We start from the raw sequence: 14416 nt of genomic DNA on the forward strand, positions 1-14416 counted from the left end.
GCTCTTTGACAAGTTAATATTCGAGTTTTAGTTTTGGAATGAATATGGCAAAGAATAAGAGGTGATTATATGGAATTAACCTATATCGACCTCATTAATCAATTTCACATGATCCGCCGAGCTAAAGGTCTGGGGCCGATAGAGACTGCTCTGTACTTCATCATATTAGATGAATACAATAGCCGCTATTGGCCTGATTCTTTAGCAGTGCCGACATGGGTATTGATGGAGCAGGTTGATATAAAACACAAATCTACTTTTTTTAACCATTTAAATAAATTGCAACAAGCAGGATTAATCGAATTTATAAAGGCAAAAAACCAATATGAAAAAATGATTATAAAAATAAATGCCGTTCTAATAAATGACACACCACTTAGAACAGCACCTATAACAGCATCGCAACAGCAACGCAACAGCAACGCAACGGCACCCGAACAGCAACGCAACAGCAACTTTCTAAAAAATGCTTTATTTGCTGATTACAGAAGCCGTAAAGATAATAAAGATATAAAAGATAATAAAGATACAGATATATATAATGTCGCGATTGAGATTTTGGACTACTTAAACGAAAAAGCAAATAAGAAATTTAAACCTACAAAAGGAAATCTTAAATACATTAATGCAAGACTCAAAGAAAAATATCAAAAAGAAGATTTTTTTAAAGTTATAGATTTAAAAGTAAAACAATGGATTAATGATCCTAAAATGAAGCAATATTTAAGACCTTCTACTCTTTTTAATTCTGAAAAGTTTGATGCTTATTTGAATGAGAGTCTTGAAAGTAATGAAAATACAGATACTTTATTTATTGAATATCCTTATGGAGGATGATTATATGGATTTTTATAAATTTTTAGATGATTTAATAGATTTGCATTTTAAACGGTACAATCTTTCACATACAAAATACGCAAAAATCATTGATAAAAAAATTATCTACAAGTATAAGCTATTAAAAAGAGCTTTAATGTTTGAAAGTTTTGCGGATAAAGAATTGATCGATTTTATGGATTCAGTAATCGAAAATGAGTGGGTGATAGACCATGAAGGATTTAGAAAAATGGATAATCGGGTATATGTTCTTAGATGATTCTATTGATGTTTCTGTATTAACAAAAGATGATTTTGAAAACACAAATTTCGGTGTTGTTTTTGAATATTTAAAAAACAAACTTGAGAATGGTGAAGTAATAGACGTCTTTACTGCATCAGCTGATTTGAAACTTTCGCCAGAAACTTTAGAAGATTTTATTGATAGTGTTCCTGATCTTTTTAATTTCGAAAATGCTATAAAAAAGCTTAAAGAAGAAAGTATTAAAAGACAATTAAAACATGTTGCTGAAAATATTTCAAAGACTTTAGATAACGCAAATGTGTATGAAATTTTGGAATATGTAGAAAAAAGAGTCTTGGGAATTGAAGTTATCGGTGAAAGAATATATGAAACTTTAAAAGAAACATTGGAAACATATTTTGATGAAGTAGAAGAAATGCAGAAAAGAAGGTTGAATAATGAATTTGTTGGAATACCTTCAGGGATAAATGATTTAGATAAATTTTTAGGCGGATTCAAAGGTGGGCAGTTAATAATTATTGCTGGAAGACCGGCAATGGGTAAAACAACTTTTGCTCTCAATATAGCAACGAATATGGCAAGAAAAGGATATCCTAGCGCCTTTTTCAGCTTAGAAATGAATCAAAAGCAATTACGAAATAAGATTTTAGCTTCAGCAACTCACATTGAATATAACAAAATTGCTCATGGATTTATAAACGGGAATGAAAGAACGATTATTAAAGATATTATAAATCAGCTTAAAAGAGTTCCTATTGTTCTTGGAAAAACAACTAATTTAACCATTGATAGCCTTAAATCTGTAGCAAGAAAATTAAAAAGAGAGTATAAAATCCAAGGACTATTTGTTGATTATCTCCAACTTATGACTAAGACTACAGATCTTGTAAAGGAACTTGGGATAATAACAAGGCAATTAAAACTTCTTGCTCTTGAATTAGACATTCCAATTTTCCTACTTTCACAACTTTCCAGAAACGTTGAGCACAGAGAAGATAAACGACCAATGTTAAGTGATTTAAGAGATTCTGGAACAATAGAGCAAGATGCTGATATTGTAATGTTTTTATATCGTCCAGCATATTATGCAAGAAAAAAAGTAAAAGAAAAAGATGAACATGAAAATAAAGCTGAAAGGATTGAAGTTATTATTGGCAAACAAAGAGAAGGTGAGACCGGCATAGTTGAATTAGGTTTTTTTGGAAAGTATTCGCATTTCTTCGATCTTGCGTTAGCGAGGTGAAAACATGGCAGGTTTTAATAAGATAATTTTAATCGGGCGACTTACTAAAAATCCAGAAATAAGATTAACAACGACAGATATAAAAGTTTCAAATTTTACTTTAGCAGTAGATAGAAGTTATAGAAAAGAGAAGGAAGAAAGCAAAACAGATTTTATACCTATTACTTCTTTTGGCAAAAGCGCTGAGTTTGTGGAACAGTACTTGAGAAAAGGAATGCAAATAATGGTTGAAGGTAAATTACAAATAGATAATTGGCAAGATGAGAACGGACAATGGCATAATAAATCCTATGTTGTTAGTAGCAATATTGTATTTTTGGAGAAAAAGAAAGATCCCGCTGATGAGTATCAGGAAAAATACCTTAAAGATATTAACGAGGTTGAAAATAATATTGATGAACCTTTTGGAGATATTCCGGAAATAAAAGATGATGATTTTCCGCAATTTTTTCCAGTAGATGAGGAGGGATGATTTGTGTTTAGCCTTTATTATGAAAACAATATGGTAAAGCCCTTTAAAAAACATTGGACTGATGCTGGATATGATATTCGTTCGAAAATTGATATAGAAATTAAACCTATGCAAAGAGCAATTATTCCTACAGGATTAACAATGAAAATACCTTATAAACATGTTGGAATTATAAAAGAAAGATCATCATTTGCTGCTAAAGGAATTGTTGTTACTGGTGGAGTGATTGATAGTGAATATCGTGGAGAAGTACGAGTAATAATGCTGAATTTAGGAGAAGAAACATTAAAAATTAAAGCCGGAGATAGAATTGCACAAATATTAATTGTTCCTGTATTATTACACGCTGAAATCTTACTCGGCAAGGCTGAAGAAGATACCGAAAGAGGAACGAAAGGATTCGGATCTACGGGGGTGAGATAATGATTGGAGTAATAAATTTTGAAAGACAATATGAACAGATTTTAGAAAAATTACCTGAAAAATTTACTAAGATTGAAATATCTAAAGATGATTATTTTTATGTTCTTAGATTATATAGGGGAAAACAAGTGTATAGGGTAATAAAGAAAGATCGGATAGATAAATTGATGTTTACTGCAGCAAATTATATGGGGGTGTGAAAATGATATGGGGAATATTACTTTCATTTTTTTGTGGAACATTTGCTGGAGTTTTTGGGATAAGTTTATTAATAACTTCTAAAGAAGCAGAATTAACAGCTGAGATTTTACGAAAAAAGAAAGCAAATAGTGATTTAGCAGAAAAAAATAAAATATTAAAAAAAAGAATTAAACAACTATCTCTTGAAAATGCTAAACTTTTTGCAGAAAATATGAAGTTAAGAAGGGGAAAGTGTGAAGTTGAAAATTGAAATCGAAGGGATCCCGCCCTCGGTGAATCACGCTTATAGAAAACGAGGGAATGGATATGGAATGTATATGACCGCAACTGCAAGGGAATTTAAAGAGTATGTTCATTATCTTGCTGTTAAAGCAATGAGAAAAGCAAAATGGACTAGACTTCCTAACGATAAGAGTTTTTACAAAATGAAAGTGTATTTTTACTTTAAAAACAGGCGGCATCCTGATCCAAATAATTTACTTAAGATTCTTATTGATGCCCTGGAGGGTGTAGTTTTTGAAAATGACAGAAATATTGATATTGAGACAAATTCAAGCATCACTGGAGAAAATAAAACTCTGGTTGTGTTTGAGAAGTAGGAGGGAATGAAATGCTTAAAACAAAAGGGAATTTTTCAAAAATGTTATTGCCAAAATTTATAAGTTTTGCAACCGAATTACATTCAAAACTAATCGAAACAGCTTTTTATTATGATTTGGAAAAAGCACGAATAAAAATTAATAACCTTTACAAAAAGCATAATATAAAAATAAATAAAGTTTATGATGTTGATGAATTTAGAAAAGAATTTCCTAAATTCGATGATGACGATATACAAGTTGAAGAACCTGAAGAAATATTAAATACATTATTTAAAAATTATGCTGTAGTTGATTTTAATTCAATTGACGCACAAGAAGAGTTCCCATTGTATTATGAAAATTTTTGGATTTATGATTTTGATAGAGATGCATTATTGGAAGTCAAAATGGAAAATTATAGTGATGATTATAAACATGGAGATTATCTTTTGTTGGCAGTTTATGAATTAATTTATAAGGGGAAGATAGAATGATTAAAAATCTTTTAACTGGCTTACAATTTATCATTTATTTGTATAAAAATATCGATAATATAGATGAACCATATACTTTTGATATTCAAGGTTATGTATCAGATACAGATTTAGTAAAACAAATAGTTGATGAAGGAATACAAAAAGGAACTCATATATTAAGAATAGATCAAGGATTAACAGAATTTTATATTTATTTAAGCAAAGATAGTATGGTAGAGAAAAAGGTTTTAAATATTATTACAGATTTTAAAAATGGGGTGGGATAATGATTAATGAAGAATTACATCTTGAATATGAATATAATCTTGAAGCATTGGAAAATATTCGAAGAAAAAAAGAGAAATGCATTTCCATGATTAAAAATTATGAAAATTCAATTGGAAATGCAAGAAATGAAGAAGCTAAGGAAAATATTGAAGAACATATAAGACAATTACATGTAGAACTGTATAAGTGGATTAAACTTGAGAATTTTGCAAAAACAAATTTAGCAAATTTATCTTTGTATTTAGAAAGGGATGAGAAACATGAAAAAGTATAATTTCTTTAATTCAAGACATTTGAAACAAATATATATCGAGGAATTAGAAGAAGCTCAATCGCTATTAAAAGTCTTAAATTCAAAAAATCCTATACTCACAGATGAATTAGATAATTTAGTTCAACTTTCAAATATTCACGATGTAATTATACATGTGGAATTCAAGGCTGATACAAAAATTTTGAAAGAAGGTAAAAAGAAACCTGCGATAATATAAAGGTGCGTGATATTGAATGTATGAAGTTGTTTCTTTTTTTGCGAGTTTAAGAATAGATAAAGAAACAATAATAGATTTACTTCAACAATACAAAAAATCATTGCAAATATTAATGGGAAGACGAATTCACTTGTATATTGATGAAGATGGAGAAATACATGTTGAAGGTGCTTTTAAAAATGATGAATATCAAAAAATAAAAGCTTTTAAAGCACTAAAAGTTAAAGATTTCAATTCTTTAATTACAAATGGAATCCCAAAAGAAATTGTTGATTCTATAGTGATTTTAAAATTAATCGATGAGTGGATGAATATTTTAACTACTAAAGAAAAAATAGTGTTATTTCATGCTTATATAAATCATGATTTTGAAAAGAATGGAAATCATTACAAAACATTGAGTATTAGGGAAATTTCTAAAAAAATGAATTTACCTAAAAGTACGGTTTATGATTTGATGCAAAAGAGCTTAACAAAAATTTTACAATACAATATATAGTATATCATTGACTTTTCCGGACAAAATGTAGTATAATTTATTATGATGGGAGAGTGTACTTTGAGGAAGGTAACTCTCCCATTTAAATTGTAACTTGAAAATACCATCAATTGATGGTATAATTTGATTGGAGAGGAAATCATGATAGAGATGTTTTTAATGTTATTAAAAAAATCCATAGAAAATAATACTATACAATTTATCTGTAGAACTAAGAACAAGGAATTCCTGGCAAAATTTGGATGGACTGTTGAAGATATTTATGAATTCCTTTACAATGAACTAACTCCTGAAGATTTTGTATATAAAGATAAAGAAAAGGATTCAGATTTTGATGATGGAGATATGTACATTTTTATTAAATATGCCTCAATTGAAAACGAAGAAATTAAAATTTATATTAAAATAAAATATACGAGTCCAGATGATTTTATGGTTCTTATTTCGTTTCATGAGGCTGAGAGGTGAGTTTTATGTTTAAAATAACCGAACCAAAAGAAAGGTTATATTGCGAAAAGTGTGGAAAATTAGTATCTTATACTATTACTGAAAAAGATGAAATATTTAAAATAAAAAAAGATGAGATAAGAATAAAAAGCACTATCGCTGTATGCGAAAAGTGCGGTGAAGAACTATTTGAACCATATTATGAAAATGAAAATTTGAAAAAGGCTTATAAAATATACGCTAAAAAACATAATTTAGTTTTGCCTGAAGAAATTAAAAAAATTAGAGAAATGTATGGAGTTTCACAAACTTTATTTGCTTTAATTTTAGGTTTGGGAGAAGCGACTATTCAAAGATATGAAAGGGGTTCTTTGCCAACAAAAGCTAATAGTGATTTAATTAAACGTGCTGCTGATCCTATAGAATTTAATAATATATTAGAAAACAACAAAGATAATTTATCTGTCACTGACTACCAAAGGGTTAAAAATAAGTTATCTAACATATTAAAACAATATGAGGAAGAATTTGAATTAAGAAAATTAGAAGAAATTTTACTTTCTAATCACGAATCTTTAGTAATAGAAAAATTAGAGGGATTGATTTCTGCAATATTTTATTATCTACGAAAAATATATGGTTATACATATTTATACAAAACTGCATTTTTTAAAATGTTATGGTTTATTGAAAAAGAAGCAAAAGTAAGGTTCGGAAAACAAATTGCTAATTTAAGTTTTATTCATTATTATTATGGTCCTATCCCAAAAGGAGCTAAAAATGATGAAGGTATCTTTTTAAATTATCTTAATAAAAAGAAATTAATTGATATTAATGTGGAATTTTCATCTGATTTTTTAAATGAAACTTACAAGATAAACTCTAAAGATGAAACTGCTATAAAATATTTAACAAATGAAGAAAAAGAAATTGTTGAAGAAATTATTAAAAAATACGCTAATTTATCTGCAAAAAAATTAAGCGAAATTACACATGAAGATGAAAAATATATAAATACTGATCATGATGAAGAAATAATTTTATAGGAGCCTTAACAGGCTCTTTTTTTTATTATTCCGACAAACATCGACAGATTTCGACAGGTTCGACAACATTTGTGACTATGTGACAACTGTAGAATTTTTGTAGAGTGTTGTGACAAATCAGGATATGGTGTTAATGGTAGCATTCCACACTTGGGATGTGGAGGTGCAGGTTCGAGTCCTGCTATCCTGACCAGCTCTTCCCTCCTTGAAATAAATATACCGGCACTTCGGCATTAATCCGGCAGCTTCCGGCACTTTTCCGGCATTTTATATGCCGGATTTTTTATTACTAATTACAATTATACTAATTTAAATTATTATGCTGGTTAATATTCTGACTGGCATAATTCCAGAATAGAAAGGAGGTCGCGACATGCAGGGGTTTGACGGGCGCCCCTGCTTTTTATTTTGAAAAGAGGAGATGAGAGAGGTGATGTGAAATGAGAAAAAATAAGTCAAGAAAAGTCAAGAAAAAAGGACTTTCAAAAAAACAATTAAAAGCAATTGAAATGTTGATAGATATTGAAAAAGATTACACAAAAAGAGATATAGCGTCTTTACTACAAATTGATGAGTCAACTTTATACAAATGGCTCAGAAAAGAAGAATTTATTGAAGAACTTAATAGACAATCAGAAGAGTTTTTTAAACGCAGTAAAAATTTAGTCAATAAAGCATTATTAAAAAAGATTTTAAAAGGCGATGTTTCAGCAATGAGATTGTATTATGAAAAAGAAAATGAATTCATTCAAAAGCATCAATTCACTGGTAATTTTGAATTAGTAATAGATGGGAATGAGATAAATGATTCTGAGGATTAAACATCCTGAAAAGATATTTAATGATGTATATTTCAAAAACCTCAAAAATACTTATGGGACACAAATATATTTTGGTGGGGCTTCCTCTGGAAAGTCTTATTTTATTTTAGGTCAAAGAACTATATTGGATGTTTTAACCTCAAATAGAAATTTTCTTATTGTTAGAAATGTTGCAAGAACAAACAGACATTCTACATTTAATGAAGTCCTTAAAGGAATAGCAAATTTTAACTTAACAGATTACTTCAAAATAAATAAATCAGAAATGACAATTACAGCATTTAATGGAAATCAAATTTTATTTGCAGGACTTGATGATGTTGAAAAACTAAAATCAATTACACCAGCTAAAGGAGTAATTACAGATATTATTATCGAAGAAGCTACTGAAATAAGATACGATGCGTTTAAACAATTAACAAAGAGGCTAAGGGGTAAAAGTGATGTAAAGAAAAGAATTACCTTGATGTTTAATCCTATTTATCAAACACACTGGATTTACAAAGAATTTTTCCAAGGTTGGGTTGATGACAAAGAAGAATTCATTAACAAGGGAAGAGATTTGTATATATTAAAAACTACATATAGAAACAATAAATTTTTAACTGCTGATGATATTGAAAGAATAGAGAGCGAAACTGATCCGTATTATAGAGACGTTTATATTGAAGGTAACTGGGGAATATTAGGCAATGTTATTTTCAGAAACTGGAAGGTGGAAGATACTTCTAAGTATAATTTTGATAGATATATTAATGGGCTTGATTTTGGATTTGCTAATGATCCAGCTGCATTTGTAAGAATGAGTTTTGATAGGAAAAGAAATAGGCTGTTTATCCTGGATGAAATATATGCAACTGGACTGGACAATGAAGAATTAGCTAAATTAATCAAAGAAAAAATAGGTAGTGAATTAGTTACTTGTGATAGTGCAGAACCTAAATCTATACAAGAATTAAGAAAATACGGTGTAAATGCACGTGGGGCAAAAAAAGGAAAGGGAAGTTTAGAAACAGGATATAAATTCTTACAGAAATTAGAAATAATCATAGATCCAAAATGTCAGAATACAATAAATGAATTTACAGTACATAAGTGGAAAGAAAATAAAAATGGTGAAGCCTTACCTATCCCAGAAGATAAGGATAATCATGCTATTGATGCAATTAGATATGGTATTGAAGATGAGATTATAGAAAATACTTATATAGAAGAAGAAATGGAGTGGTGAGAATGAGATTTCACGACAAAATAGATTTTAAATTGTTAGATTCGATGTTTAAAGATGAATTTGAATATGAACAAGAGGATGTTGATTTTTTATATAATTTCATTCCAAAATTTATTATTATATCAATTGCTCTTACAATGCAAAAAAAACTTTCTCTTGTTGGTGATGGAAGTGAAAAAGATAAAGTAGATCAAATTTGGAGTATTTGGGAAAATAATAATATGCAAACTTTGAAATATGAAATTGCAAAACATTTTTTCTTGTATAATCAGGTCAATTTAGAAGCTGTTCTTGAAGATACAACTGATAAGATTTCAGGGACAAAAATAATACTTCATCATCCAAGCGCAGTTTCAATTGAAAAAGTGGCAAATGAAATAGTAAAAGTTGAGATTCAAAGTGAGATTTTTATTGATGGAAAAAAAGTACAAACAAAAAAGATTCTTACCGAAGATGAAATAATAACCAAAATAGGTGATAAAGAAGAGAGAAAGCCGAATTTATATGACGGAATTCCTTTTATAAGGATTGATAATGAAAATTATAGGATTATAGGGTTAATTCGATTGCAGGATAGATTGAATCTATATGAATCATATCTTGATGTTCTTTTTGATTTACATGCAGATCCAATTCTTTACGATGATTTAGGCGAAGCTTTTATGGCAAAACAACAGGCCAATAAAGAAACTAAGATAATTGTTAGCAAAGATAAAAGAAAAATAAGGAAGTTTCTGCATTATCCAAGAGATTCTAAAGGATTAAACCTTCTTGAATCAAATGGCGCAATGGCTGAGAGAATACAAGTTCAACAAGATAAAATAAATAAGACAATTGAAAAACTTTTCCCTGAAGTTGTTTTGATGGATATTTTAAAAGCTGGAGGACAAATCACTGGGCCTGGTTTAGAAAAGAAATTAATAGAAATAAGCTCACATATTAATTTAGCTCGTGGATCTTTAAAAAATGGATTGGAAGAATTAAACGAATTAATAAGTTGGTTAATATTTGATCAAAAAATAAAAACACAGATAGAATTTGAACCAATAACTCCACGTGATTTTGATGATGTAATAAATGAAGTTACTAAAGCTTCAGGTCTTTTAAGCAAAAAATGGCAATTGGAGAAATTGCAAAAAGAAGGAATTATTAATAATGCGGAAGAGGAAATGAAAAATTTAGAAAAAGAAAACCAAGCTAGTCCTTTAGGTTGGTGAAAAAATGATAAAACAAGACTTTGAATCTAAAATGCTGGAATTAAGAAAGAATTATTTAAATACAACGATAAAAGAACTTGAAGAAAAATATAGAACCGAATATTCAAAATTATTTAAAGAGCTTTATTATGATTTAAACAATAGAATAAAAAAATACAAAGACGATATGGGAAATATTAGAGCAATTTATTTAAATCAAATAAAAGAAGATTTGAAGAAAGAGATAAATAAGTTCTATAAAAGATATAAATCTACCACATTAAATCTTTTAGAAGAATCAAGTTTCAGGGCTTTTGAAGACATGAAAGAAATTTATTTTAAAGTAGGAATGGAAAATTTAGTTGAACATATAAAATGGAATAAAAATATTATGGATTATTTGATATCTTATCAAGCACAAGATGGATTAACTATTTCTAAAAGATTATGGGGTCATTCAAAACAAATAAGAGATAAGATATTTGATTCATTAAAAAAGAATATTCTTGCAGGTGAGTCTGTTTGGGATACAATGATGGAATTGCAGGAGATAAAATCGCCTAAAATAAAAATTCCGGAGTATTTAGAAAAAGAATTTGAGAAGATGTCGCATAAAAAAATAGAGGAAATAATAGATTTATACACAGTAAAAAAGACAAATTATCTTACAAGAAGACTTGTAGAAGCTGAAATTGAAAGAGCATATAGAACAACTACATTGAAACTTGCTGAAGATAAGGAATGGATAAAAGGAATGAAATGGAATCTTTCACATAAACATAAATACGGAGCATATGATTGTAACTGTGAAAAGAACGCGACACAAAATGCTTTTGGGCTTGGAAGAGGTGTATATCCGATAAAATATTATCCTCATGTTCCTGATCATCCATGGTGCAATTGTTTTGAAACTGAAATTTTTGATGAAAAAGTTCTGGAAGATTATGGTATAATTGATAAAAAAAACAAGAAAAAGGACGATAATATGAGTGATAGAATTTCATTTGACAAAATGACAGATAAACAACGAAATCAATTTTTATTGAAAAAAATCGAAAAAAGAGAAAGTTTAACTGAAGAAGAAGGAAAATCTTTAGAAAAATATTTGAACAATGTAGATTGGGATAAAAGTTTTAAAAAGATAATAGACGTTGAAAATCCAGAGTTTGAGATTGGTAAAGAAGTTGATTTACTTACTTTTCATTATGTAAAACGCAAATACAAAGATAAGTATAATTTTAAAAGTAAATCAAGTTATAATGATATGGTTAAAGATACATTGAAATCTGGAGATATATATGGTATAATCAATAGTGAACAGTTTAAAGAAGGTCCTGTTTCTGTACTTAATATAGTAAAAATTTATTCTGAAAATGAAATATCCAAATATATTGATGATGTGCCTGATTCAAAAAATTTTGTTGTAATAGTAAATGTTTTATTTGGAAATATAAAATCAGCATTTCCTAAAGAAGATAAATCTTTAAAAAAGAAATTAAAAAAGTGGGTGTTACTATGGCAAAGAAAATAGATGCTTTAGTATATGCATATAGGTATAATTCAGCAATAACAGATTATGAAGATGATCCATATTATGCTGAAGATGCAGCATATTTTCGTGAAATGGCAATAAAAAAATTAAAGAAAGTAACTGATCCTCGTATAAAAAAAGAGGTTACAAAAATAATTGAAGAAACGGATCAAATTCTAAAAAAAGAACGTAAAAATATAATTAGAATACTATCAGGTCTTTCTGATATGGATAAAAAAGAACTAAAATATTTAGAAAGAATATAACTTAAGCCGCTCATATGAGCGGTTTTTTTATTGATACACAAAATTAATTGGAGCCTTTTAGGCTCCTTTTTTTATTGCCAAAATATCATGGAGGTGAAATAGTGAAAGGTAAAGATTTAGATTTTAACTTTGATTTGCAGTTGTTTGCAGAAAATGGTGAAGGAGGTGAAAATGGAACAGAACCACAGAATAATCCCACAAACGAAAATGGACAAAACAATGAACCTACACAAGAACCAGAAAAAAATACAGAAATTGAAGCGTTGAAAACACAGATTTCTGAATTAACTAAGATTATTGAGGAATTAAAATCGAACAAAAAAACTGAAACTGAACCCGGCAAAAATGATGAAAATGATGAAACTAATCCTATGAGTGAAATCGAAAAGTTGAAAGCAGAATTGGCCAAAAAAGATTTAATCTATCAAACTGAAAAATTATTAATGAAAGAAGGATTTGCAGAGTATGCAGATTCGCTAATGCCAATAGTTATGAAAGATGACGTGAAAACTACAGAAAAGAATATAAAAACACTTAAAACTGTAATTGAAAAATTGACTCAAGCTAAAATAGAAGATTTAAAAAAAGGCAAAGGATTTAAAGGAACTGGAACAGACAGCATGGAACATTTAGAATCTGAAATAGAAAGTATTTTAAGTGTTGATAAAACAGGAGCGCCTAAAATAGAAGATTTTTGGAAATAAGAAAGGAGAGTGATTTAAATGCTTAATCAAAAAGATTATGCAGGTAGTGTAGCATTTTTGGTAAGTGATCATTTTGTAATGTTAGGTTGTGTAATTGATTCTTCAACAGTAACTGCCGATTCAGATGGAGATAAAATCTTAAAAGCTGGAACAGTCTTAGGAAAAATAACTGCAAGTGGAAAATTTGGACCATATGATTCTACTGCAAGTGATGGAAGACAAACAGCAGTTGGTATTTTAGTACATGATGTAGATGTGACTAAAGAAGATGAAATGGCCAATTACGTAATTCACGGTGTTGTTCAAGAATCAAAACTTACAGGTATTGATGCCACAGCAAAAACACAATTATCACATATTATCTTTATATAAGGAGCGTGATATAGCATGAAAACTATTACAAATCTTTTGGATTCAAAAACATTTTTAAATTACATGTTGAATAGACCTGACAGAAAATTCTTAGGTGATGCCATTTTCCCAAGAAAAAAGATTGATACATTATCTTTTGAATGGGTTAAAGGTGCAAATAATCTTCCGGTAATGGCCAGAGTTCAACCATTTGGTGCTGAAGCTGCTATTATGGGAAGAGATGGAGTATCAACAGTTTCAGGAAAAATTCCAGTTATAAAAATTAAAAGAAGTCTTGATGAAGAAGAGTATATTAAATTAAAAAAATTCCAAAAAAGAGGATATGACATTCCAGAAAGTACAATAAGAAAGATTTTTGATGACGTAACTGCTGTATTTGATAGTGTTGAAAACAAAATTGAATATTTAAGAATGCAAGCATTATGTAAAGGACAACTTGATTTTACAAATGATGGTTTTCAATACTCAATAGATTATCTCATGCCTTCTGAAAACAAACCAACTGTTGCAACTCTTTGGAGCGATACCACAAATTCAGATCCAGAAAATGATATTTACACATGGGTATCAATGGTCATTGAAAAAGGAGGACCTCAACCAACAAAAGCTGTAACCTCTTTAAAAGTTGTAAATTACTTATTGAGAAACGTAAATTTAAGGAAAGCAATATTTGGTGTAAATTCAGACAGATTGCTTGATTTAAGAACATTGAACTCTTACTTTACTTCAAAAGGATTACCAGCATTAACTCACTACGATTTACAAGCACGAGATTTGAGTGGAAATACAGTAAGATTCTTTGATGAAGATAAATTCGTATTGCTTCCTGGAAATGGAGTAGCAGGAGATACACTCGTTGGTCCAACAGCCGAAGCATTATTAGAAGATGCAGGTAAGAAGAAAAAAGAACTTAAAGGTATAACAGTTGTACAATGGGAATCAACAGAACCAGTTACATTATGGACAAAAGCTGCAGCTGCTCAAATTCCTTCTATGCCATATGCTGATTATACAGTAAGTGCTACAGTTATTTAATATAATCCGCTC

Annotated in this window: 23 protein-coding genes and 1 tRNA gene; all 24 read left to right on the forward strand. The window is 29.0% G+C overall.

Annotation, left to right across the window (positions count from 1 at the left end):
• The first annotated feature begins 69 nt into the window (after positions 1 to 69).
• The 24 genes from MARPI_RS10590 to MARPI_RS01600 all read left to right on the forward strand — a co-directional run bounded on the left by MARPI_RS10590 (position 70) and on the right by MARPI_RS01600 (position 14404).
• Entirely contained in the window at positions 70 to 837 is a 768-nt protein-coding gene (locus tag MARPI_RS10590) for a conserved phage C-terminal domain-containing protein (protein WP_014295826.1), read from the forward strand.
• A 4-nt stretch (positions 838 to 841) separates the two neighbouring features.
• Complete coding sequence (locus tag MARPI_RS01490; protein ID WP_014295827.1) at positions 842 to 1096, forward strand: hypothetical protein; 255 nt, start codon at positions 842 to 844, stop codon at positions 1094 to 1096.
• A complete protein-coding gene (locus MARPI_RS01495) occupies positions 1050 to 2324 on the forward strand; it encodes a replicative DNA helicase (RefSeq protein ID WP_014295828.1) in 1275 nt (424 codons plus the stop codon). The genes MARPI_RS01490 and MARPI_RS01495 overlap by 47 nt, the downstream gene beginning before the upstream one ends.
• 4 nt (positions 2325 to 2328) lie before the next feature.
• On the forward strand, positions 2329 to 2796 hold the full coding sequence (locus MARPI_RS01500) for a single-stranded DNA-binding protein (RefSeq protein WP_014295829.1): 468 nt from the start codon (positions 2329 to 2331) through the stop codon (positions 2794 to 2796).
• A gap of 3 nt (positions 2797 to 2799) precedes the next feature.
• On the forward strand, positions 2800 to 3219 hold the full coding sequence (gene dut, locus MARPI_RS01505; protein ID WP_014295830.1) for a dUTP diphosphatase: 420 nt from the start codon (positions 2800 to 2802) through the stop codon (positions 3217 to 3219).
• A complete protein-coding gene (locus MARPI_RS01510; protein WP_014295831.1) occupies positions 3219 to 3419 on the forward strand; it encodes a hypothetical protein in 201 nt (66 codons plus the stop codon). Before dut ends, MARPI_RS01510 begins: the two co-directional genes overlap by 1 nt.
• 2 nt (positions 3420 to 3421) lie before the next feature.
• A complete protein-coding gene (locus tag MARPI_RS01515) occupies positions 3422 to 3670 on the forward strand; it encodes a hypothetical protein (RefSeq protein ID WP_014295832.1) in 249 nt (82 codons plus the stop codon).
• The gene (locus MARPI_RS01520; RefSeq protein WP_014295833.1) at positions 3654 to 4019 is read left to right on the forward strand and encodes a RusA family crossover junction endodeoxyribonuclease; all 366 of its coding nucleotides are present in this window, start codon (positions 3654 to 3656) and stop codon (positions 4017 to 4019) included. Before MARPI_RS01515 ends, MARPI_RS01520 begins: the two co-directional genes overlap by 17 nt.
• 11 nt (positions 4020 to 4030) lie before the next feature.
• The gene (locus MARPI_RS01525; protein WP_014295834.1) at positions 4031 to 4495 is read left to right on the forward strand and encodes a hypothetical protein; all 465 of its coding nucleotides are present in this window, start codon (positions 4031 to 4033) and stop codon (positions 4493 to 4495) included.
• Positions 4492 to 4764, forward strand: a complete 273-nt coding sequence (locus tag MARPI_RS01530) for a hypothetical protein (RefSeq protein ID WP_014295835.1) — start codon at positions 4492 to 4494, stop codon at positions 4762 to 4764. The genes MARPI_RS01525 and MARPI_RS01530 overlap by 4 nt, the downstream gene beginning before the upstream one ends.
• Positions 4764 to 5039 carry a hypothetical protein gene (locus MARPI_RS01535; protein ID WP_014295836.1) on the forward strand — a complete coding sequence of 92 codons (276 nt, stop codon included), beginning with the start codon at positions 4764 to 4766 and terminating at the stop codon, positions 5037 to 5039. Before MARPI_RS01530 ends, MARPI_RS01535 begins: the two co-directional genes overlap by 1 nt.
• Positions 5026 to 5256 carry a hypothetical protein gene (locus MARPI_RS01540; RefSeq protein ID WP_014295837.1) on the forward strand — a complete coding sequence of 77 codons (231 nt, stop codon included), beginning with the start codon at positions 5026 to 5028 and terminating at the stop codon, positions 5254 to 5256. The genes MARPI_RS01535 and MARPI_RS01540 overlap by 14 nt, the downstream gene beginning before the upstream one ends.
• Before the next feature lie 16 nt (positions 5257 to 5272).
• Positions 5273 to 5755, forward strand: coding sequence for a sigma-70 RNA polymerase sigma factor region 4 domain-containing protein (locus MARPI_RS01545; protein ID WP_014295838.1), 483 nt, complete (start codon positions 5273 to 5275; stop codon positions 5753 to 5755).
• 141 nt (positions 5756 to 5896) lie between these two features.
• Positions 5897 to 6223 carry a type II toxin-antitoxin system MqsR family toxin gene (locus MARPI_RS01550; protein ID WP_014295839.1) on the forward strand — a complete coding sequence of 109 codons (327 nt, stop codon included), beginning with the start codon at positions 5897 to 5899 and terminating at the stop codon, positions 6221 to 6223.
• A 5-nt stretch (positions 6224 to 6228) separates the two neighbouring features.
• Positions 6229 to 7248 carry a type II TA system antitoxin MqsA family protein gene (locus MARPI_RS01555; RefSeq protein WP_041638431.1) on the forward strand — a complete coding sequence of 340 codons (1020 nt, stop codon included), beginning with the start codon at positions 6229 to 6231 and terminating at the stop codon, positions 7246 to 7248.
• Between the two features lie 118 nt (positions 7249 to 7366).
• Positions 7367 to 7441: transfer RNA gene (locus tag MARPI_RS01560), tRNA-Pro, on the forward strand.
• Between the two features lie 247 nt (positions 7442 to 7688).
• Entirely contained in the window at positions 7689 to 8069 is a 381-nt protein-coding gene (locus MARPI_RS01565) for a phBC6A51 family helix-turn-helix protein (RefSeq protein WP_014295841.1), read from the forward strand.
• Complete coding sequence (locus tag MARPI_RS01570; protein ID WP_014295842.1) at positions 8053 to 9300, forward strand: PBSX family phage terminase large subunit; 1248 nt, start codon at positions 8053 to 8055, stop codon at positions 9298 to 9300. The genes MARPI_RS01565 and MARPI_RS01570 overlap by 17 nt, the downstream gene beginning before the upstream one ends.
• Positions 9301 to 9302: 2 nt before the next feature.
• Positions 9303 to 10517 carry a phage portal protein gene (locus MARPI_RS01575; RefSeq protein ID WP_014295843.1) on the forward strand — a complete coding sequence of 405 codons (1215 nt, stop codon included), beginning with the start codon at positions 9303 to 9305 and terminating at the stop codon, positions 10515 to 10517.
• Between the two features lie 4 nt (positions 10518 to 10521).
• Positions 10522 to 12027 (forward strand): hypothetical protein, encoded by a 1506-nt coding sequence (locus MARPI_RS01580; protein ID WP_014295844.1) that lies wholly within the window; start codon positions 10522 to 10524, stop codon positions 12025 to 12027.
• Complete coding sequence (locus MARPI_RS01585) at positions 12012 to 12293, forward strand: hypothetical protein (protein ID WP_014295845.1); 282 nt, start codon at positions 12012 to 12014, stop codon at positions 12291 to 12293. Before MARPI_RS01580 ends, MARPI_RS01585 begins: the two co-directional genes overlap by 16 nt.
• 101 nt (positions 12294 to 12394) lie before the next feature.
• On the forward strand, positions 12395 to 12997 hold the full coding sequence (locus MARPI_RS01590) for a capsid assembly scaffolding protein Gp46 family protein (RefSeq protein ID WP_014295846.1): 603 nt from the start codon (positions 12395 to 12397) through the stop codon (positions 12995 to 12997).
• An 18-nt stretch (positions 12998 to 13015) separates the two neighbouring features.
• Positions 13016 to 13369 (forward strand): head decoration protein, encoded by a 354-nt coding sequence (locus tag MARPI_RS01595; RefSeq protein WP_014295847.1) that lies wholly within the window; start codon positions 13016 to 13018, stop codon positions 13367 to 13369.
• Positions 13370 to 13384: 15 nt separating this feature from the next.
• Positions 13385 to 14404 (forward strand): major capsid protein, encoded by a 1020-nt coding sequence (locus tag MARPI_RS01600; RefSeq protein ID WP_014295848.1) that lies wholly within the window; start codon positions 13385 to 13387, stop codon positions 14402 to 14404.
• The last annotated feature ends 12 nt before the right edge of the window (positions 14405 to 14416 follow it).

The sequence above is a fragment of the Marinitoga piezophila KA3 genome (genome assembly GCF_000255135.1).
Taxonomy (GTDB): Bacteria; Thermotogota; Thermotogae; order Petrotogales; family Petrotogaceae; genus Marinitoga; species Marinitoga piezophila.

Bases quoted from the DNA above. Each gene is read 5' to 3' on its own strand.
- MARPI_RS01495 (WP_014295828.1), top strand. From the start codon at position 1,050: ATGAAGGATTTAGAAAAATGGATAATCGGGTATATGTTCTTAGATGAT.
- MARPI_RS01510 (WP_014295831.1), top strand. From the start codon at position 3,219: ATGATTGGAGTAATAAATTTTGAAAGACAATATGAACAGATTTTAGAA.
- MARPI_RS01530 (WP_014295835.1), top strand. From the start codon at position 4,492: ATGATTAAAAATCTTTTAACTGGCTTACAATTTATCATTTATTTGTAT.
- MARPI_RS01585 (WP_014295845.1), top strand. From the start codon at position 12,012: ATGGCAAAGAAAATAGATGCTTTAGTATATGCATATAGGTATAATTCA.
- MARPI_RS01575 (WP_014295843.1), top strand. From the start codon at position 9,303: ATGAGATTTCACGACAAAATAGATTTTAAATTGTTAGATTCGATGTTT.
- MARPI_RS01545 (WP_014295838.1), top strand. From the start codon at position 5,273: ATGTATGAAGTTGTTTCTTTTTTTGCGAGTTTAAGAATAGATAAAGAA.
- MARPI_RS01550 (WP_014295839.1), top strand. From the start codon at position 5,897: ATGATAGAGATGTTTTTAATGTTATTAAAAAAATCCATAGAAAATAAT.
- MARPI_RS01565 (WP_014295841.1), top strand. From the start codon at position 7,689: ATGAGAAAAAATAAGTCAAGAAAAGTCAAGAAAAAAGGACTTTCAAAA.
- MARPI_RS01535 (WP_014295836.1), top strand. From the start codon at position 4,764: ATGATTAATGAAGAATTACATCTTGAATATGAATATAATCTTGAAGCA.
- MARPI_RS01490 (WP_014295827.1), top strand. From the start codon at position 842: ATGGATTTTTATAAATTTTTAGATGATTTAATAGATTTGCATTTTAAA.
- MARPI_RS01580 (WP_014295844.1), top strand. From the start codon at position 10,522: ATGATAAAACAAGACTTTGAATCTAAAATGCTGGAATTAAGAAAGAAT.
- MARPI_RS01600 (WP_014295848.1), top strand. From the start codon at position 13,385: ATGAAAACTATTACAAATCTTTTGGATTCAAAAACATTTTTAAATTAC.
- MARPI_RS01515 (WP_014295832.1), top strand. From the start codon at position 3,422: ATGATATGGGGAATATTACTTTCATTTTTTTGTGGAACATTTGCTGGA.
- MARPI_RS01570 (WP_014295842.1), top strand. From the start codon at position 8,053: ATGATTCTGAGGATTAAACATCCTGAAAAGATATTTAATGATGTATAT.
- MARPI_RS10590 (WP_014295826.1), top strand. From the start codon at position 70: ATGGAATTAACCTATATCGACCTCATTAATCAATTTCACATGATCCGC.
- MARPI_RS01525 (WP_014295834.1), top strand. From the start codon at position 4,031: ATGCTTAAAACAAAAGGGAATTTTTCAAAAATGTTATTGCCAAAATTT.
- MARPI_RS01500 (WP_014295829.1), top strand. From the start codon at position 2,329: ATGGCAGGTTTTAATAAGATAATTTTAATCGGGCGACTTACTAAAAAT.
- MARPI_RS01595 (WP_014295847.1), top strand. From the start codon at position 13,016: ATGCTTAATCAAAAAGATTATGCAGGTAGTGTAGCATTTTTGGTAAGT.
- MARPI_RS01555 (WP_041638431.1), top strand. From the start codon at position 6,229: ATGTTTAAAATAACCGAACCAAAAGAAAGGTTATATTGCGAAAAGTGT.
- MARPI_RS01540 (WP_014295837.1), top strand. From the start codon at position 5,026: ATGAAAAAGTATAATTTCTTTAATTCAAGACATTTGAAACAAATATAT.